17 protein-coding genes are annotated in these 18,886 nt (G+C 65.3%); 6 read left to right on the forward strand and 11 right to left on the reverse strand.

Features of this window, described 5'->3' with window-relative positions; genetic code table 11:
* Window positions 1–216 precede the first annotated feature (216 nt).
* Complete coding sequence (locus tag F9K07_RS27925; RefSeq protein ID WP_159596493.1) at window positions 217–1,011, reverse strand: IclR family transcriptional regulator; 795 nt, start codon at window positions 1,009–1,011, stop codon at window positions 217–219.
* 174 nt (window positions 1,012–1,185) lie between these two features.
* Between F9K07_RS27925 and F9K07_RS27930 the strand changes: the two genes are divergently transcribed.
* The 4 genes from F9K07_RS27930 to F9K07_RS27945 all read left to right on the forward strand — a co-directional run bounded on the left by F9K07_RS27930 (window position 1,186) and on the right by F9K07_RS27945 (window position 4,627).
* Window positions 1,186–1,656 carry a type II 3-dehydroquinate dehydratase gene (locus F9K07_RS27930; protein ID WP_159596494.1) on the forward strand — a complete coding sequence of 157 codons (471 nt, stop codon included), beginning with the start codon at window positions 1,186–1,188 and terminating at the stop codon, window positions 1,654–1,656.
* 48 nt (window positions 1,657–1,704) lie between these two features.
* Window positions 1,705–2,694 (forward strand): TRAP transporter substrate-binding protein DctP, encoded by a 990-nt coding sequence (gene dctP / locus F9K07_RS27935; RefSeq protein ID WP_159596495.1) that lies wholly within the window; start codon window positions 1,705–1,707, stop codon window positions 2,692–2,694.
* Window positions 2,695–2,825: 131 nt separating this feature from the next.
* Window positions 2,826–3,329: a TRAP transporter small permease gene (locus F9K07_RS27940; protein WP_159596496.1), complete on the forward strand. Its 504-nt coding sequence runs from the start codon at window positions 2,826–2,828 to the stop codon at window positions 3,327–3,329.
* Window positions 3,326–4,627, forward strand: a complete 1,302-nt coding sequence (locus tag F9K07_RS27945) for a TRAP transporter large permease (protein WP_159596497.1) — start codon at window positions 3,326–3,328, stop codon at window positions 4,625–4,627. The genes F9K07_RS27940 and F9K07_RS27945 overlap by 4 nt, the downstream gene beginning before the upstream one ends.
* 1 nt (window position 4,628) lies before the next feature.
* Here the strand turns inward: F9K07_RS27945 and F9K07_RS27950 are convergent, their stop codons facing one another.
* From F9K07_RS27950 to F9K07_RS27975, 6 genes are all read right to left on the reverse strand, one after another.
* On the reverse strand, window positions 4,629–5,771 hold the full coding sequence (locus tag F9K07_RS27950) for a hypothetical protein (RefSeq protein ID WP_159596498.1): 1,143 nt from the start codon (window positions 5,769–5,771) through the stop codon (window positions 4,629–4,631).
* Between the two features lie 9 nt (window positions 5,772–5,780).
* Window positions 5,781–6,290, reverse strand: coding sequence for a hypothetical protein (locus F9K07_RS27955; RefSeq protein WP_159596499.1), 510 nt, complete (start codon window positions 6,288–6,290; stop codon window positions 5,781–5,783).
* A gap of 98 nt (window positions 6,291–6,388) precedes the next feature.
* A complete protein-coding gene (locus tag F9K07_RS27960) occupies window positions 6,389–6,847 on the reverse strand; it encodes an SRPBCC family protein (RefSeq protein WP_159596500.1) in 459 nt (152 codons plus the stop codon).
* Window positions 6,844–7,509, reverse strand: coding sequence for a hypothetical protein (locus F9K07_RS27965; RefSeq protein ID WP_159596501.1), 666 nt, complete (start codon window positions 7,507–7,509; stop codon window positions 6,844–6,846). Before F9K07_RS27965 ends, F9K07_RS27960 begins: the two co-directional genes overlap by 4 nt.
* A gap of 47 nt (window positions 7,510–7,556) precedes the next feature.
* The gene (locus F9K07_RS27970; protein WP_159596502.1) at window positions 7,557–8,789 is read right to left on the reverse strand and encodes a helix-turn-helix domain-containing protein; all 1,233 of its coding nucleotides are present in this window, start codon (window positions 8,787–8,789) and stop codon (window positions 7,557–7,559) included.
* A gap of 29 nt (window positions 8,790–8,818) precedes the next feature.
* Window positions 8,819–9,574, reverse strand: a complete 756-nt coding sequence (locus F9K07_RS27975; RefSeq protein WP_159596503.1) for an SGNH/GDSL hydrolase family protein — start codon at window positions 9,572–9,574, stop codon at window positions 8,819–8,821.
* Between the two features lie 153 nt (window positions 9,575–9,727).
* On the opposite strand from F9K07_RS27975, the gene F9K07_RS27980 reads away from it, so the two are divergent.
* Window positions 9,728–10,834, forward strand: a complete 1,107-nt coding sequence (locus F9K07_RS27980; RefSeq protein ID WP_236581732.1) for an acyltransferase family protein — start codon at window positions 9,728–9,730, stop codon at window positions 10,832–10,834.
* Window positions 10,835–10,886: 52 nt separating this feature from the next.
* On the opposite strand, the gene F9K07_RS27985 is transcribed toward F9K07_RS27980, so the two are convergent.
* A complete protein-coding gene (locus tag F9K07_RS27985; RefSeq protein ID WP_159596505.1) occupies window positions 10,887–12,626 on the reverse strand; it encodes a hypothetical protein in 1,740 nt (579 codons plus the stop codon).
* A gap of 465 nt (window positions 12,627–13,091) precedes the next feature.
* Here F9K07_RS27985 and F9K07_RS27990 point away from each other — a divergent pair, with 465 nt between their 5' ends.
* On the forward strand, window positions 13,092–15,632 hold the full coding sequence (locus F9K07_RS27990) for a hypothetical protein (protein ID WP_159596506.1): 2,541 nt from the start codon (window positions 13,092–13,094) through the stop codon (window positions 15,630–15,632).
* Window positions 15,633–15,743: 111 nt separating this feature from the next.
* On the opposite strand, the gene F9K07_RS27995 is transcribed toward F9K07_RS27990, so the two are convergent.
* The 3 genes from F9K07_RS27995 to F9K07_RS28005 all read right to left on the reverse strand — a co-directional run bounded on the left by F9K07_RS27995 (window position 15,744) and on the right by F9K07_RS28005 (window position 18,879).
* Window positions 15,744–16,733, reverse strand: coding sequence for a Bug family tripartite tricarboxylate transporter substrate binding protein (locus F9K07_RS27995; protein ID WP_159596507.1), 990 nt, complete (start codon window positions 16,731–16,733; stop codon window positions 15,744–15,746).
* A 78-nt stretch (window positions 16,734–16,811) separates the two neighbouring features.
* The gene (locus tag F9K07_RS28000) at window positions 16,812–17,798 is read right to left on the reverse strand and encodes a Bug family tripartite tricarboxylate transporter substrate binding protein (RefSeq protein WP_236581733.1); all 987 of its coding nucleotides are present in this window, start codon (window positions 17,796–17,798) and stop codon (window positions 16,812–16,814) included.
* 55 nt (window positions 17,799–17,853) lie between these two features.
* Window positions 17,854–18,879, reverse strand: coding sequence for an amidohydrolase family protein (locus F9K07_RS28005; protein ID WP_159596508.1), 1,026 nt, complete (start codon window positions 18,877–18,879; stop codon window positions 17,854–17,856).
* Window positions 18,880–18,886: the final 7 nt, after the last annotated feature.

The raw sequence follows: 18,886 nt of genomic DNA on the forward strand, positions 1-18,886 counted from the left end.
GTGAAGCCGGTTGCACGCACACGTTTGAGGTCATGCACCCAAAAGCAAAAACTCTCAACAAATGCGGTGCATTGCGAAAATCATCTCAACACAACCGGCGTCTTCCTGCAGCAGGCTGAGGATGGTTTTGTCGATGCGGTCCAGGGGTTGCGGCTTCGGTCTCACGGTCAGAAAGCGGAACGATTTTCTCCCCGTTTCCATTCCACTGGAACAAAACTACCCCTTTCCCAGCTGCGGCCGCCCGAACAGGCTCGAGGTGTTGCTGATCGGCCCCAACTCCGCGGCCGCTGACAGCAGGATGGGCGCCAGTTCGCGCATGCGCGCGGGCGTCAGGCGCGCACGCGGCCCGGCGATGCTGATCACCCCGATGGTCTCCTGGCGCCGCAGCACCGGCGCGGCCATGGCGCTCATGCCGGGGGCGAACACCTCGTCGATCTGCGCATAGCCGCGCACGCGTGCCGCGTGCAGGAAGCCCAGCAGCGCCTTCACGGATGTGGGCGCGTTGGGACCGTATTCGGCAGGCAGGCCAAAGCCCTGGCGCGTGACCAGATCGAGCGCGCGTTCGTCGCTCAGGGTCAGCAGCCAGGCGTGTCCCGAGGCGGTGCACGAGAGCCGCGCGTCCATGCCCATGTCGGGGTCGTACCGCAGACCCTGGTGCGTCGTGCCCTGTGACTTGGCAACCCAGGTCAGCCGGTCCTCGTCCACGATGGACAGGCGCACCAACTCCCCCGAACGCTGCGCCAGGCGCGAGAGCAAAGGCTCGGCAATGTCGACGATGCCCGCGTTGCTCAGATAGCCCAGGCCCAACGACACCACCTTGGTCGTGAGCACATAGTCGCCCTGCTTGCGCTTCTGCCGCACGTAGCCGCGCCGTTGCAACTCGGCCAGCAGTCGGTGACACGCGCTCAGCGGGATGTCGAGTTCGGCGGCCATCAGCGCCAGCGGCAAGCCATCGGGGTGGGCCGCGAGATGCTCCAGGAGCGACAAACCCCGGTCCAATGCCAGACTCATGCGTCTCTCAATTTCATATCGAGGGAAAAGTTTCCAAAATGGAAAGTGTTTCCCAAAGTGGTTCAAGAATCCGTCCGAAGCAGACCCTGAAGGGTTTGCGCGAGACGCCGCCGCCCACTGTATGCGCAAGCCTGCCGGCAAACAACGTCGAGCCTGGCAACGAAGAGCTTCACCATGAACCGCACGATCTACATCCTCAACGGCCCGAACCTGAACCTGCTGGGCCTGCGCGAGCCCAAACTCTACGGCAGCACCACGCTGGCGCAGATCGAAGCCCTGTGCCGCCGCACCGCCGAGGGATTCGACATGCGCTGCGAATTCCGCCAGACCAACCACGAAGGCGTCATGGTCGACTGGGTCCAGGAAGCGCGCGAGCAGGCGGCCGCGCTGGTGATCAACCCGGCCGGTCTGTCGTTCCGCTCGATTCCGCTGCTGGATGCGCTCAAGACGATCGACCAGCCCATGGCCGAAGTGCATATCACCAACATCCACCGCCGCGACGAGATCTACCAGAAGTCGCTGGTGTCGCTGGCCGCCACGGGTGTGATCTGCGGCTTCGGCCCCTTCGGCTACGAGCTGGCCATCCGCGCCGTGATGGACCGCCTGGCCGCGGCCACTCCCGTGCGCGCCTCCTTCACCGCCTGAGTTATCGAACGTTCACTTCCTGCCACGACAACCTTAGGAGACACCGCCATGACCTTCCCGCTCAACCGCCGCTCTGCCCTGTGCATGGGGGCCTCGCTGGCCGCCGCGACCGCCCTGCCGAGCTGGGCGCAAGCCCCGGCCAACCTGCGCTTTGCCGCCGTGTTCTCGGACAAGGACATCCGTGCCGACATGATGAAGATGCTGGCCAAGGACGTGGAGAAGGATTTCAAGATCGAGGTGTTCCTCAACTCCACACTGTTTCGCCAGGGCACCGAGCTCGTGGCGCTGCAGCGCGACAACCTGGAGATGGGCAACATCGCGCCGCAGGACATCTCCAAGCAGATCCCGGCCTGGTCGCTGCTCACCTCGGCCTACCTCTTCCGCGATGCCAACCACCTCAACGCCTTCTTCGCCAGCGACATGGGCGCGCAGATGAAGAAGATGGTGGAGGACCAGCTCAAGGTGAAGGTGCTGGGGCCGGTTTTCTTCGGCACGCGCCATGTGGGGCTGAAGACCAAGAAGAAGATCAACACCCCCGCCGATCTGGCTGGCGTGAAGCTGCGCATGCCCCCGGGCGACAGCTGGCAGTTGTTGGGTCGCTCGATCGGCGCGAACCCGACGCCCATGGCCTATGCGGAGACCTACACCGGCCTGCAGACCGGCGCGATCGACGGACAGGACAACCCGCTGCCCAACGTGCAGAACATGAAGTTCAATGAAGTGATGTCGCAGATCGTGCTGACCTCGCACCTGGTGGGCTACGACCTGCTCACGCTCAACATGAAGGTGTGGAACAGCATGTCGCCCGAGAAGCAGCGGGCCTTCCAGGCCGCGGCCGACAAGGCCATCGCCTGGAGCACCGCCGAGCACCTCAAGCGCGAGAAGGAACTGGCCGAAGGCTTCAAGAACCAGGGCCTGGACGTGTACACGCCCAACCTCGCGGCTTTTCGTGAGAACGCGCAGAAGGTGTACCTGGCATCCGCCGAAGCGAAGGAATGGCCGGCAGGCATGCTCGACAAGATCAATGGGATGAAATAGGCCCACCCCTGCCGCGCTACGCGCGACCCCCTCGAGGGGGCGGCACCTGGGACCGGCAAAGCCGGATCCTCGGTGCCCCTGGACGGGGGCTTCTTCGCTCCACCTTGTGTAGAGACTTTTAAATGACCGTCATGCGCCGTTTGTCCCAGTTCGCCGAGGCGGTGGCCGCGGCTCTGCTCGCCATCATCTTCGTGGCCTTCATCCTGCAGATCGTGCTGCGCTACGCCTTCAACTGGCCGGTGGGCTGGACCACCGAGGTCTCGCTCATCGCCTGGTTGTGGCTGGTGCTCTGGGGGTCGGCCTTCGTGTTGAAAGACCATGAGGAGATCCGCATCGACTTCCTCACCGCCCACGTCGGCAGGCGCGCGCGCACCGTGTTGGGCATCCTCGCCTCCATCTGCGTCATCGTGCTCTTCGGCCTGCAGCTGCCGGCGGCGTACGACTATGTGAGCTTCATGAAGGTGGAGAGGAGCTCGTACCTGAACACCGGCTTCGACAAGCTGTTCTCCATCTACCTCGTCTTCTCAGTGGCGGTGATCGGCCGCAATCTCTGGCTGCTCGTCCAGTTGTTCCGGGGCAAGGATCCCGCCGACCACGCGAGCGATTCGCCCATGCAATCCGGCTCCGCACTGTGAACTTCACCAGCCCCTTCTCTCTGGCGCTCTACGCCATCCTCGCGCTCAGCCTGCTGGGCGTCCCCGTCGGCCAGGCCATGATCGGCGGCTCCGTGCTCTACCTCTACCTCAAGGGCATGGACATGGGCACCGTGGCCGAGCAGTTGCTCAACGGCACCTACTCCAGCTTCCTGCTGCTGGCAATTCCCTTGTTCATCCTGGCCGCCACCATCATGGGCACGGGCAGCGTGATGGACCGCCTGATGAAGTTCTGCAACGCTCTCGTCGGTCACTTCCCGGGTGGCCTGGCGCAGGTGAACGTGTTGCAGAGCGTGGTGTTTGCCAGCATGTCCGGTTCGGCCCTGGCCGATGCGGCGGGCTCGGGCAAGCTCATGCAAATCATGATGACCAAGGACAACCGGTACACCGCCGGCTTCACGGCCGCGCTGACCGCCGCCTCCTCGGTCATCGGCCCCATCCTGCCGCCTTCGATTCCGCTGGTGCTGTACGCGTTGGTGTCGGGCACCTCGATCGGCTATCTGTTCATCGCCGGCGTGCTGCCGGGCCTGATGCTCGGCGCGGTGCAGATGGGCCTGGTGCACTACCTCGCGAAGAAGCGCCAATTCCCGGTCGAACCCCGGGTGCCGCTGCGCGAGCTGCCGGCCATCACGCGCGACGCATTCCCGGCCTTGATGCTGCCGGTGGTGCTGCTGGGCTGCCTCTACACCGGCATCACCACGCCCACCGAAGCGGCCGGCCTGGCCGCCGCCTATGCGCTGCTGATCTCGGTGCTGCTGTACCGCAGCATCGGCTGGAGGGATCTGTACGGCGCGCTCCTGAGCAGCGCGCGCATCAGCATCTCCATCGGCATCCTGATCGCCGGGGCGCTGGTATTCAACTACGTGATCACGGTGGAGAACATTCCGCTCACGCTCAGCGGCTTCCTGGCCAGCTTCGACATGTCGCCCCTGGGCTTCCTGCTGCTGGTCAACGTGATCCTGCTGCTGTTGGGCTGCATTCTCGAAGGCTCCACCATCATTCTCGTCATCCTGCCGGTGCTGCTGCCCACAGGGGTGGCGCTGGGCGTGGACCCGGTGCACTTCGGCGTGGTGGCCGTGCTCAACATCATGATCGGCCTGGTGACACCGCCCTACGGGTTGTTGCTGTTCATGATGACCAAGATCGCCGACATCTCGCTGGGCACCCTGGTGCGCGAAATGGTCCCATTCCTGGTGGTGATGGTCGGTGCGCTGGCGCTGGTCACCTTGTGGCCGGACATGGTGCTGTTCCTGCCGCGGCTGGCGGGGTACACGGGGTAGCTCAGATGTCGAGCCAGCCCGACTGGATCAACAGAAAGCCGAAGAAGAAGCCGATGAGAACGCCCACCACCACATCGGACACCAGATCTTTTCCGTCCGGCATGTGCACGCAATCGCCGGTCTTCACGAGCTTGCCGTTGTCCATTTCGTAGCCCAGGGCACGCAGCGTTTCATCGACGATCTGGGCCAGGAGGGCGATGGGGCGCAGCTCGTCTCGCAAGGCTTCCACCAGTGGCCGGGCATGCCAGTGCTGCGCGTTGGCCACCAAGCCCGCCACGAACCCCGCAGCCCCGAAGGTGGTGAGCAGCGCGGCTTGCGGCGTCCCCAGCGCACTCAGGTATCCCAATGGGGAATAGGTCTCTACGGCGTGGTTCAGAACGGGGTGATTCGCGAGGTACAGCCGGACTTCCCTTTCGCCTCCACCCTCTTCAGGTTGCTCCATGAAGCCTTGGACCTTGGCGTGCTCGGCCGCGAGTCGGCTCTGCACCGCCTGCAGCTCGCGCTCCAGACGCGCACACGCCTCCTGGGCCAAGCCATGCGCGTGCGAAGCCGGCGTGGTTTCCGCCAGCGCCCCTTGCGCGGCCTTGAGCTCGGTCGCGACGCCGTTGCGGATGACCATGAGAGCGGCAAGCCCTTCCGCACGGCTTCGCAGACGGGAAGGGCAGCGCGTCGGGTTCAGGGTAAAGTCCAGCGCGACCACTCCCTCCCCGTTGACCAGGGAGAGATTGGGGTCTATGCGTTCACGAATACATTCATCCCCCCGCAAAGTGCCCGGGGGCAAATCCAGCACCCACGCGGGGTCGGGTGGCGGTGCATCGATCAATGCAGGCGAGACAGCCTGGCTCTGGCTGCTGTTCGATGCGGGGGGCGTCGACAGCAATGGGGCAGCCACTGCGGTGGTCGTTGTCGTCGTCGTTGCTGTGGTCGTCGTTGTGGTCGTTGTGGTTGCGCCGGTCGTGGTCGTGGTGGTGGCTGCATGCGCCGAGCCGAGGCTGTCACCTTGGGGCGCATGGGCATTCCAAGGAAGCGGCGACTGTTGAAAGCTGGCGGCCACGCCGTTGGGGCTGGGGACTGGCTGGGGCTGGCCACCGGACGCCGTCGGTGGGGTCCAGCCCGACGTGCCCGCAGTGCCGATGTTCTTCATGCGGCCTCCTCAGTGCTGGGTCAGCTTGGTCAGCGCATCAGCGCAGGCATCCTGCAGATCGCGCAGGTCCAGGTGGCCGCGGCACATCTCATGGCAGGCATCAAAGGCTTCACGCGCCGGTTCGAACTGGCTGGCGGCAGCCAGACACTCGGCCATGCGGAAGACAACGATGGGGTGCTCGTTGTCGATCGAGGACAGGCCGAACAAGCCTGCGGCAGCCTGGAACTCCATCATGCGTTGCAGGCAGGTGCCGGCAAGAAACAGAAAGCGGCTGTTGCGCGGATCGTGCAAAGCCAGTTGCAGGGCGATGAGGCCGGCCTCCTGCCAGCGTTCTTCATCGCACAAGGCCATGGCCTTGTTGCACAGAGCGTCCAGGTCCCGCGCCGAGATCTTCCTGGCCTGGCCCAAGGTCTGCCCGCCTTCACCCGCCGCCCTCGCGGCCTGAAAGAGCTGCGCGAGTTGATCCATGTTGATCGGCAGTGGGCCGAACAGCGCTTCGGCGGTGATGTCTTGCTGCATGCGATTTCCTTGGGGATGGTTGACACGCCCCGTGGGTAACGCTGCTTCAAGTGGGGTTCCTCGTCTCTGCGAGGCATCGAAAGTACCCTCGGGCCGCTTCAGTTCCAGTTGTCGATCTTCAGATCGTGAGGCGCAGGTCTTCCATCGCCCGTTTCCAGCAACGCCTTGAGGCTCAGCAGAAAGGTCGCCCATTTCATGCTGCAGTGCGCGTTGAACTCGCTGGCCTCGCGCCAGTTCGCGTGCGTGAAGTTCACGATGCACTGCGGCTCGGCGTGCGACAGGCGAAACACCACGTCGGTGCCGACCCACTCCTGCGGCCCTTCAATGCAATGCCAGCGCACCTCCTGGTCCGGCACCAGCGCCTTCACCTCGAAGGCCATGCTGCCCAGGCGCTCGCCCGTCGGGGCGTTGAAGTGCACGTCGATGCGACCGCCGGGTGCCGAGACACCATGGGTGTCGCGCGTCCACCAGGCGGCCACGCCTTGCGTGGTGGACAAGGCGCGGTACACCGCCGAAGGCTGGGCCTGGATGCCCACGCGGTGAACGATGTGGATCATGCGCCTTCTCCCTTGGCGGCCCGCCGGGGTCGGCGCACGGCGCGCAGTTTGCCGCTCTCGCCGCCACCGCAATAGAACAGGTCCGCGCCGTCGGCCTCGAGCCCGCTCACGCCCACGCCACTCGGCATCGCCAGCCGCTCCAGCACCGCGCCGTTGGTGAGGTCGATGCGGCGCAGTTCGCTTTCCTCGCCCTCCCAGGTGCCGTGCCAGAACTCGCCGTCGACCCAGGTGACGCCGGTGACGAAACGGTTGGATTCGATGCTGCGTTTCACCGCGCCGGTCTCGGGGTCGATCTGCACGATCTTGCGGTCGCGGTACTGGCCCACCCACAGGCTGCCTTCGGCCCAGGTGAGGCCCGAGTCGTTGCCTTTGCCCGGCGCGGGAATCGACTTCAACACCTGGCCGCTGACGGGGTCGATCTTGTCGATGCGCGATTCGGCGATCTGGTACAGGTGGGTGCCGTCGAACGCGGTGCCGGCATCGCTGGCATGGTCCAGCGTGCGCTTGGTCTCGCCGCTTTGTGGATCGATGGCCGCCAGTTGCGCGCCCAGCGCGACCCAGACGCGGCTGCCGTCGTAGCTGACGCCGGCCACGTTGGGCGCGCCGTCGAAAGGACCGTATTCGCGCACGATCTCGGCTGGTGATGAAGAGGGGGTTTTCATGTGCTGCTCCTTGGGGCGTGTGCGGATATCGACGCCGTGAAAGCACTCTACGCAAACGGCATCGCGGCGGGGAGTAACAAAGCTGTCGTGAATCCGGTCAGGGGTGGCGCCAGCCAGCGCCGCGCGCGGGCCTGGCCGATGGCGCGCACCCGGCCCAGTGCCTCCAGCTCGGCCAGCGCGCGCTGCACGGTGCGCTGGCTCGCGCCCAAGGCCAGGGCGAGCGCCGAGGTCGACCACGCCGCGCCATCACCCAGCAACGCGAGCAACGAGGCCTGTTCGCCTTCGATCGGTGGCAGGATCACCACCACGTCCACCGCCGCGTGCGGCCGCAGCACAAAGCCGCGCGCACTGGCCTCGATGCCCGCGAGTGGCGCGATGAGCGCACGCAAACGTCCGACTTCCACCCGCAGGCGCGCGCGGTGCGTCTCGTCCGGGCGGCGCGTGCGGAACGCGCTGGCGATCAGCGCCTCGCGCGCCACGTCGCCCGGCCAGGCCTTGGCCAGTTCGAGTGCCAGTGCGAACAGGATGGGTCGACGCGCCAGGGCTTGCCACGCCGCACCCGCGCTCAAGCCATGGCGGCAGGCGTCCACCACCAGGGCCGGTGAAACGAGCAGGGCCTCGACCTCGTCCAGGCGCAGTGCCGCTTCCTGGCCACCGGCGATCAGGCGCCGCGCGGCGGGCGCGTCGAGCGCGGCGCGCGCTTGTGCCACCTCGGCCTGCAAGGCCGGCACGCCCGCGCGCTGCGCGGCAAGCGCCGCACGGTCGAGCGCTGCGCGCGCCGCACCCGTGCGCAGGGAACGCCACGCGAGTTCGGCCGAGCTCAACTCGGCCACCGCCATCAACAAGGGCGAAAACCCTTGGCCCGCACGCGCCTCGACCTGTGCCAGGGTGTGGGCAGCTTCTTCCAGACGCCCGAGCAGCAACGAGCGCCGCGCGGCAATGAGCAGCGCGTGCAGCGCGTTGGCACGGTCGCCCTGCGCCTCCAGCGTGGCCGCTGCCGCGAGCAGCTTCCGCGGTGCGCCCGAGAGGTCGCGCAAGGCCAAGGCCACTTCGGCCTCGGCCACCACGCAGCGCGCACGCGATCTCGCTTCGTGCGCCCCAAAACCCTTGGCCGCGCGCCGCAACAGCTCGCGGGCGCGCACCAGTTCACCGAGCTGCGCCATCGCGATGCCGCGCAACGCCAGGGCGGGCGGATCCTCGCGCAGGGCGACGCGCTTGAGCGCGCCCAGCGCGTCACCGGTGGCGAGGGCGCGTGCGCAAGCCGCGATGAGGGAGTCCATGGCGAGTGGCTAGCGCGCGGCCGATCAGGTCACCGGACCTTCGCGGGGGCCAGCACCGGCGCGAGCCGGGCCTGCGCCATCAGCTCGTCGAACCACACGCGGTAGCCAGCATCGCTCGGATGCAGGCCGTCGGCCGCGTTCAATTCCTCCGGTCGCTGGGCAAAGGGATCGTCCGCCTTGTCCTTGAACAGGTTCACGTACACCAAACGCTGCTGCTTGGCGGTGTCGCGCACATGGCCATGCAGGGTTCGGGCGCGCGAGGTCATGAACCAGGACACCGGAGCGAAGAAGAAGGGTGCGTTGCCCACGTTGCCCGCCGGCATGAGCAGCACGCGCTGGCCGCACGCACGGGCCAGTGCGGCAACGCGCTCGATATCGGTGCGCACCGTGTCCATCTTGCGCAGACGGATCACGTCGTTTCCGCCGGCTTGGACCAGCACCAGGTCGTAACGCGCTGCGCCCACCGCTTCGAGTTGGCCCACGACATCGGCAAAGGTCGCGCCATCGCGCGCGCGGTTGTCGATGTGCAGGCGCGGATAGGCCTGCGCCAACAAGCCCGCCAAGCTGTTCTGCGGCGAGCTCGCGCCCGTGCCCACACCGGTGCTGTCACCCACGATCAGCAGGCGCAGTGGGGCGTTGGCAGGGGCGTGCTGCAGCGGCTCGCTGCGCTTGGCCAGTTCGCTGGCTTTGCCGACACGCCAGGCGGCGCAACCGGAGGTGACAAGGACCACCGCAGCAACGGCGACCAGAAGGGTGGGCACAACGGGCCAGGAAGATGGGCGCATGCGGCCAGTCTATGCGCAGGCGCGTGTAGGCATGCTCCGATTCCGACACACGCATGCCCCTCATGGAAGCCGCTCCATAATTCCGGGCATGTTTGAATGTCCCACCGCCGGCTATCCGATCCACAAACTGGCCCGCACGGGTGGGGTAGCGCTGTGAGCACGTACCCCTTGCGCGGCGCTGCCGAGCGCCTGCTTTTCATCGACCTGCTCAAGGCTGTCGGCGCACAGCTCATCGTGCTGCACCACCTCGCGTTCTACGGCCCCATGTCGGACTGGACACACCGGCTCGCGCCCGATCTCGTGAGCTGGTTCAGCCAGGACGCGCGCATGGCGGTGCAAATCTTCCTGGTGGTGGCGGGCTTCCTGGCGGCGCGCAGCATGGCGCCCGGCGCGGTGCCGCGCAACACCCCGTTCATGGCACAACTCGGCCAGCGCTATGTGCGCACCGCCTTGCCGTACATCGCGGCGCTGGTGGTGGCCATGCTGTGCACCGAACTCGCGCGCCGCTGGATGGCGCACGACTCGGTGTCGCCACCGCCCGGGTTGTGGCAGTTCCTCTCACACGCGCTGTTGCTGCACACCCTGCTGGACATGGACTCGCTCTCGGCCGGCGTCTGGTACGTGGCGATCGACTTCCAGCTGTACGCGCTGCTGCTGGCCGTGTTGTGGCTCTCGCGCCGGCTGCCGGCGAGCAGCGCCTGGGCAATGGCGTTCACCGCGCTGTTGGTGGCGGCCTCGTTGTTCCACTTCAACACCGACAGCGACTGGGACAGCTGGGCGCTCTACTTCTCCGGCGCCTACGGCCTGGGCGCACTCGCCTACTGGACCACGCACGACGACGAGGCCTGGCGCAATGGCCGCTGGTTGATGGGCGCATTGGTGGCCATGGCGCTGATGGCCCTGACGATCGATTTCCGCGAACGCATCGCACTGGCCTTGATGGTGTGCCTGGCGCTGGCCTGCGCGCAGCGCCAGGGCTGGTTGTTCACCTGGCCGCGCAGCCGCGTGGTGGCGTACCTCAGCCGCATTTCGTATGCGGTGTTTTTGCTCAACTTCTCCGTTGCGCTGGTGGTAAACGCTTGGTTCACCCGCTACGGCAGTCACGACTCGGTGACGCAGACCGGCGGCGTGCTGCTGGCCTGGCTGGCCTGCAACGTGGCCGGCGCCCTGTTCTACCGCTGGGTCGAGCAGCCGCTGGGCCGCTTGAAGCTGCGGCGCAAACCGGCGGCGGTGCTGCCGCTTGGAAGCCAGAAGGTGTGAGCGTCACACCGCCTCAGACGCGCGGAAGATGGCTCGCCTGTCCGGGGTGGTCTCAGCGCCGAGGCGTGTCCAGGGCCGCTTCAAGATTGGCGAGCATTTCTTTCGCATCTGCGGCACGGTCCTCGTCTCGCAGGCGGGTTGCTGCGCTCACCAGCGCGGCAGCCAGAGGCTTCAACTGGGCCAGGTAGGCGTAGTCTTCGGGCTCCACCGCGACCCGCAGGAGCCCTTGGATGCAATAGGTCAAGTTCCCCACCCTGCCTGCGTTTTTTTCCACTGGCAGGTCTTCTTTACCCATTGGGTCCTGGCGAACATTCTTGAGCGCTGCGGCGGTTTCGTATTGCCACGTGGACACAAATCCTGCGCCATCGACAAGCTCATGCGGAGCCACGGCCACAGCCACGTGCAAATGGCGCATCAAGGCGTTGCGCGCCGCATCGCTCAGTTCGGCAACCGCCTTTTTGGGTGCGGGTGTTGAGACCGTCTGCAAGGCCACGTTGGTATGCAACGTCAACAATTCGAGAAATTCGATGGCCGGTTTGATCCTGTCCACGTTCAGCGTCCCCAACACGTCCCGAATGGCCTTGCCGTCACCCACCGTCAGGCTGTACTGCAGGTGCCACAGACCCTTTGCATGGCCCACGCTCTCGTCGCGGGCAAACTTCTGGATCCACACGGAGAGCTCTCCAGACACCGATGCACCCAGGGCCTCAAACACCTGCGCGTGGCGGGCCACCAGAACCGATGCGCGCAACAGCAGTTCGGTGGTGTCCCCAGTGGTGTCGCGCGAGAGCTGTTGAAGCTGCGCCTGGATCTCCGCCCCCGCCTTCGCCTTGCGGTTCTGCATTGCAGCGTCGGTCTTCCCTTTCAAACCAGCGAGTTGCTCGGGAACATAGGGCCACTCGGCCATTCTTTTGTAGAGCGCCGCGAGATCGGCATGGCTCATGTCCGCCGGCTTGATCTTGTGGGCACCGGCACCGAACTCGCTTCTGACAAAGTCACCCTCGGCCTTCTTGACCTGCGCGGCCAACAACGTCACAACCTCTGGGTCGACAGACGCCGGGCTCGACGGGTGCTGCAAGAAGGCGATCGCGTCGTTCAAGGTTTTGAGCCCGGCCAGCGTTTTCTGCGCGGTTCGAAGATGGGATTCGGCCACGACCCTGCCCGCGTTCGCCCCGATGGCAACCAGCGCCCCTTCCATCTTTTTCTTCGCGCTCACCAGTTGGGTCGTGGACACGGTCGTGCCGGGGAGCGTGGCCCCTTCCTCCAGTCCAAACGCTCTCGCCTCTTTGAGCACGAGATCTGCCATGCCGTTGAGATCGAGCATCGCTTTTCCTAGCGACGCATGCCAATTGCTGGCATACCGATGCACCCTTTGCTCGTCCAACGCGTCCATCTTGAGTTCCAGCAGGGGGGCATGGACCGAAAATTTCAGTTGAGCGATGACACCATTCAGCGTGCCATTCACCTTGGTTTTCCCCTTAACGTCCTCCTGGTCAAGCTGGGTTTCAAGCGCCTTCAGCCCCTCTGCCACGGCTTCCAGCTCCGCGATGTTCAATGTGGAGAGCTCTTGCGCCATCGATGCCCAAAAGGCGTGCCTGCTGACACCCGATGCCGTGCGCCCTTCGAATCGGCTGAGCGCATCGGCCATCGCGGTGCAGGCTTGTTGCGCCAGGTCCGTTTTCTTGCCGTGCAATGCGGTGACCGCCATCTTCAATTGTGTATGGGCGGACCTCAACTGCGCGGCGTTGTTCCTTGCGACTCGAGTGGGCTTGGGCGTCAGCATGGTGCTCACACGCGACATCAGGCCCTTCAGATCAAAGAACTTGGGTTTTCGGGGGGCGACCCTTGGCCCTTCGGCTTCCACCACCTGCCCCGGGAGCTTCGAGCCCTTTGCGCTGGCGTTGCGCTGGACCTCGGGGTTTTCGTCCAAGGACATACCCCTGTCGAGCGAAGGACGCTTGTACTCGTTGGCGCGCACGCTTGAGTTATTGAGAGACATGGATGCTCCTGTAGCCGACGCGCCCGGTCGTGGACTGCGTGTGCGCCGTGTTCGTTTGGATGGCCCGCAAGGGTCGGTAGAGAGGTATGGAACCTGCTCCAGCGCCCGGTTCCTTGTGATCAAGCAGGGGGCGGCGAGCGCCGAGCGCTGGAACTCGTTGTGCCTGGTTGTCACTCGCTGCAGAGGCGCTTTTCGCGCCCGACATCTGCGTTGTGCTCACGCAGCGCCAGGGGAGTCATCGCCACCCAAGGTCTCCTGATGAGAACCACCACCGCCCCCTACCATTCATTCCCCCGGCACAGTGATTCGTCCCACGCGCTCGACACGTCAAAGGCAACAGACCAGGCAGCGAATGCGCTGAGAGAAGCCGACCGGCAGATGGCCAACGTGATCGGCGCGGTGACGGCCAGAGAGGGCGAGTTGGACCAACACGCGCTGGATTGGGTCTGCGAGTCACTCGATCTCATCGCCCAACTGCAGCCCGATGAACCCGATCTCGTTCGGCGACTGATGGGTCCATGTGTGCAAGATCAGATCGGCAACATGGACCCGAACGCGCTCGAGGCATTGGACGCGAATCTGGCCTCGCACCTCAAGAGTGCTTCACATGCGGGCTGGCTCCAACTTCTCGATCATCCTGAGCGCACGCAAGACCTGGTTTTCTTTCAGCTCCACTTCTCGATCCGGGCGCAGCTGTTGCGCCAGCAGTTGACCTTGGTCCAGAAGCACATGCCAGAATTTGGACAAGACCATCCGAATGTCACCCGTGCGTGCGACCAAGAAGAGCTCCTCAAGCTCAGAACCGCAGCGGCACACCTCCTGGATCTGGCGCAACGCTACCCCGTCACCACCGACGCGCTGCCTGGCACAGATTTCTCTTTGGACGACCTGAGCCGCGTTGAACTCGGGGCCCTATTTGCCTGCCAGGCACAGGTGTCGGCAGACAAAAGTGACGCGCGAATGGAGAACGCGAAAGTTCGCGCTGAGCGCGAAAATTTGCGCGCGCAAAGAGATCAAAAAAATCCGCTGAGAGACGCGGATGTACAACTGCGCAACCTGACCAACGCCCTGTCGGCGGAGCATGCGGACGCTACCGGGTCGGCACTGAATCGGACTTGCCAGAAGCTGGAACTCATCGCTCTAAGGCACCCCCATGCGCCCGACCTCATTCGCCGGCTTTGCGGCCAATGCCTGGGCGACAGGCTCGTCGGCATGGACCGGAAGATGCTCGAGACGATGGAGAAAGGTCTGAGCTCGATGGCGAAGGCCTATTCCATCGGAGACTGGGTCAAACTGCTCGATCGGCCGCAACTGCCGCGCAACCTGGTCCTCTTCCAACTGATGTTCTCTGTCAAGGCGGAACTTGTGCACCGCAAGGCGGTCGCCGCAAAGGCGCAAATGGAAGACTTCGAAGAAGAGGAAGAAGAGGAAGAAGAAGACCTCACGCCCGATTGGGCCGAAGCAAAGTTCGTGGATCTCAAAGACGCTGCGGTCCATCTCGTCGTATTGGCCGAAACCTACCCGCCCAACGGGCACAGGCTACCGGGTGCGCCGTTCAGCTTGCACGAACTCAAGCGCTTGGAGCGTAGCGCGATCGTTGCGTGCAATGCGCTGGAAGAGAGCTGGAAGCGGTCGCTCAATCTGGACAAGGACCCTGACCTGCGTGCGCTCCAATTGGAGAAAGAGCGCGAGCTGCGCGCCATGCCTCCCGAGGCGAGGGCCGATTTTCGAGCGATCCAGCTCGTCGAAGTCGCGGCTCGAAGTTCGATCAAGGCGATGTCTACGGTCCAGCTCAAGGCCCTCCGAGAGGCGGTCGACAGGCTCAAGAACATGAAAGGAAAGGGTGGCTTCGACCGCGATGAGCTCGACAAGGTCAGCAGTCATTTGCAGGATGTCGAAGAAGCCATCACCACAAGCTTCATGGGCCCGGTGTCCCTGTTCGACGCCCGCAAGTTGACTCGGGAGACGCTGCATGCCCTCTTGGACAGGACAAGCCAGTTGGAGTACATGCCCAAGGCGCTCCTGAAAGCACAGAAGGCAATGCGGACCGAACGCCAGTCCAGGGCCAGGGCCGAATTCCCCGCCGCGCTGCAAGCGGCGCTGAGGGAGACCTATCCCGTCAGGACGGCAGACACATTGCTGCGTTCTGCCGTCATCGCACTGCATGCAGTGGGCGGATCTTCGCGCGGCAGTTCCAGGTCCGGCATGAAAGAACTGGCCGGCTGGATCGACGCGGCTGTGCGAGCTGAAAAGGAGCAGCGGGGGCAGGAGGGTTTGCGCACACTGCAACGCAGCATCGCCCACGGCGAAGGCAAGCTCATTCGAGACCTGCCGTCCGACGACCCCGCCAGCAAGCTGGCATTCACCCACCGATACCTCGACATGTTGCAGCAGGCGCTCTCGGTTTCCTTGCCAGCGGATCCTGTGTCAAGCGCGCGCGCAGCCCCCGCGAATATCACAGCATTGTCGGTCGATGCCCATGCGGCCTTGGTGAAGCACCTGGGCGTGGATGCGATTCCGGATCCTTTGAAAAGCGACGATGTCGACACCGCCGTGGCCAACGCGGAAACCGCTTTGGAGCTGGCCTTGCGAACCGGTGTGGTGGATGCCGAGCACGCCCGCAAGCTGATCGTCTACATGCACCTTGTGCTCGCCGTGCCGCAGAACGACATGGCGCTCCAGGCGCTCAAGAAGTTGTCGGCCGAGGTGATTGAGGTGGTCGGTGACCAAGACGCCGACATCGCACGCGATGCCCGGGATGCGGCCGCACGGGTGCAGGCGGCCATCGCGTCGGGCTGATCCCCGGCGCGAGCCGTGGACGGTCCGAGAAACGCCCAGGGTCACGGCGACCTTCTCGACACGCCGCCCGCGCCCCCGGAACCATCGGGCGAAGAATCCTCCCTCACCCGTTCAGTCCGCCCCGGGCTTGATCCCCGTCGCCTTGATCAGCTTGCCATAACGCTCGCGCTCGCTGCGCAGCAGCGCGGTGAACGTGTCCACGCTGCCGGGCGAAACCGTGCCGCCCACCTGGCCCATGCGGTTCTGCACCTCTTGCGTGGCCAAGGCTTTCTGGATCGCGCCATGCAGCTTGTTCACGATGGCTTGCGGCGTGCCCTTGGGCGCGAGGAAGCCGTACCACACCGTGGCTTCAAAACCGGGGAAGCCGGACTCGGCGATCGTCGGCACGTTCGGCATGGTGGGGATGCGTTGGGCGCTCAGCGCGGCCAGCACTTTGATGGTGCCGGCTTTGGCCACGGGGGATATCTCCAGCGCGTTGGTGGCCACCACGGGAATGTGGCCACCGAGCACGTCGTTGATGGCTTGCGCGCCGCCCTGGTAAGGCACGTGGCGCAGCTGGATGCCGGCCGAACTGGTGAACAGCTCCACCGCCAGGTGCGGGGTCGACGCGTTGCCGGGGCTGCCGAAGCTGATGGCGTTGGGCTTCTCTTTCGCGAGCTTCACGAGCTCGCCCGGCGTGGACGCTGGAAAGCTCGGGTGCGCGGCGATGACCACGGGCACGCGGCCCACGAGCGAGACGGGCACGAAGTCTTTCTCGGGGTCGAAGGGCGGCGGGGTGAACAGCTCGGGGTTGATGGCGGCGTTGTTGGCGGTGAGCATGAGCGTGTGGCCGTCGGGCGTGGCGTCGATCATGGCTTTCATCGCGATGTTGGTCGCCGCGCCAGGCTTGTATTCGATGACGAAGGGCTGGCCAAGCGTTTGCTGCAATTGCTGGCCGATGGTGCGCGCGACGATGTCGACCGCGCCGCCGGACTTGAAAGCGATGAGGATGCGCACGGGTTTGCTCGGGTAGTCCTGTGCCGGAGCCTGGGCGCTCGCGGGCAACGCGATCGCCAGCGCGGCGGCGGCGATGGACTTCTGAATGGCGGTTCTTCGTTGCATGTCTGTCTCCTCTGTTTGAAATCGCGAATGAAGTCAGTCTCGGGGATGAGCGGCCATGGCGGATTCGTTCACACCTTCTCAGTTGGCGGTCATGTTGCCGGCCTTGACCACCGGGCGCCAACGCTGCAGGGCCTTGGCGATGTGGCTGCCGAAGGCCTCGGGCGTGGTGTTCATGGGCACCGCGCCTTCGCCTTGCAGGCGTTGGCGCACATCGGGCGATTGCAGGGCCTGGTTGATCTGCTGGTTGAGCTTGCGCACGATCTCGGGCGGCGTGCCGGCAGGCGCCATGACGCCGTACCACTGGTCGGCCTCGAAGTCGGGGTAGCCGCTCTCGGCCACGGTGGGCACATCGGGCAGCACGTCGAGCCGCTGGGTGCTCGAGACGGCGATGGCACGCACCTGCCCGCCCTTGATGAAGGGGTTGGCCACGGGCGCGCCGGGGAAGCCCACCTGTGTCTGGTTGGCAATGAGGTCGTTGATGGCGGGCGCCGCGCCCCGGTAGGGCACGTGCACCATGAAGGTCTTGGTCACCATCTTCAGGTACTCGGTGGCGAGGTGGGCGGCGCTGCCGTTGCCCCCGGTGCCGTAATTAAGTTCGCCGGGCTTGCTGCGCGCATAGGCCACGAGTTCCTTGAGGTTGCGCACGGGCAGCGCGCTGTTGACGATCAGCACGTTGGGCACGTTGGCGACCCAGGCCACGGGCGCGAAGTCCTTGATGGGGTCGTACGGGATCTTGGGCTGGATCAACGGGTTGACGGCATGCGTGCCGATGTGGCCCATGAGCAGGGTGTAGCCGTCGGGCGCGGACTTGGCGACTTTCTCTGCGCCCACCGAGCCGCCCGCGCCGGGCACGTTCTCGATCACGACCGGCTGGCGCAGCGATTCGCCGAGCTTCTGGCTGAGCGATCGGGCCAGGATGTCGGAGCTGCCACCCGGTGTGAACGGCACCACGAGGCGGATGGGTTTGTTGGGGTAGCTGGCCGCGTCTTGCGCATGCGCGCCGCCCAGGGTGAACAGCGCGGCCGCGCAGAGCCACACGGCGTGTCGGGTCTTCATCGGTGTCATGTCGTCTCCTTCTTTGCGTTGGTGGGTGGGTGCACGGGTAGCGGGCTGGGCGTCTTCAGCGCCCTTGTGCCTTCAAGCGCCGGTCCAGGCGCGGGTAGACGCGGCGCGCATTGCCTTCGAAGATCGCGTGGCGCGCGGCTGGCTCGATGGCGGCGGCGTCGATGTAGCGGCGCGTGTCGTCGTAGTGGTGGCCGCTGCGCGGGTCGATGCCGCGCACCGCGCCCACCATCTCGCTGGCGAAGAGGATGTTCTCGATCGGGATCACCTGGGTGAGCAGATCGATGCCGGGCTGGTGGTACACGCAGGTGTCGAAGAACACGTTCTTGAGCAGGTGTTCTTCGAGCACCGGCTTGTTCAGCGCCTGCGCCAGGCCCCGGAAGCGGCCCCAGTGGTAGGGCACGGCGCCGCCGCCGTGCGGGATGACGAAGCGCAGCGTGGGAAAGTCGCGGAACAGGTGGGAGTCCAGGCACTGCATGAAGGCGGTGGTGTCGCCATTGAGGTAGTGCGCGCCGGTGGTGTGGAAGCAGGCGTTGCAGCTCTGGCTCACGTGGACCATTGCGGGCAGTTCGTGCTCCACGAGCTTTTCGTAGAGCGGGTACCAGTGGCGGTCGCTCAAGGGCGGGCTGTTCCAGTGGCCGCCGGAGGGGTCGGGGTTGAGGTTGACGGCGACGGCGTCGTAGTCCCGCACGCAACGCTCGATCTCGGGGATGCACGTGGCCGGGTCCACGCCCGGGCTTTGCGGCAGCATGATCGCGAGCGCGAAGTGCTCGGGGTAGAGCGCGGTGGCGCGGTAGCACATCTCGTTGCACAGCGCGGCCCAGGTGCTGGAAACTTGGAAGTCGCCGATGTGGTGGGCCATGAAGATGGCGCGTGGGCTGAAGATGGTGAGGTCGTGGCCGCGTTCGCGCATCTGGCGCAGCTGGTTGCCTTCGAGCGATTCGCGGATCTCATCGTCGCCGATCTGGAGCTCGCTCACCTGGGGCATTCGCGCCGGGTTCTTCACGCCTTCGATCTGGCGCAGCCGCCAGGCTTCGAAGGGCTTGGGGGTGGTCGTGAAATGGCCGTGCGCGTCGATGATCATGGGCTCG

It is taken from the genome of Hydrogenophaga sp. BPS33, assembly GCF_009859475.1.
Taxonomy (GTDB): Bacteria; Pseudomonadota; Gammaproteobacteria; order Burkholderiales; family Burkholderiaceae_C; genus Hydrogenophaga.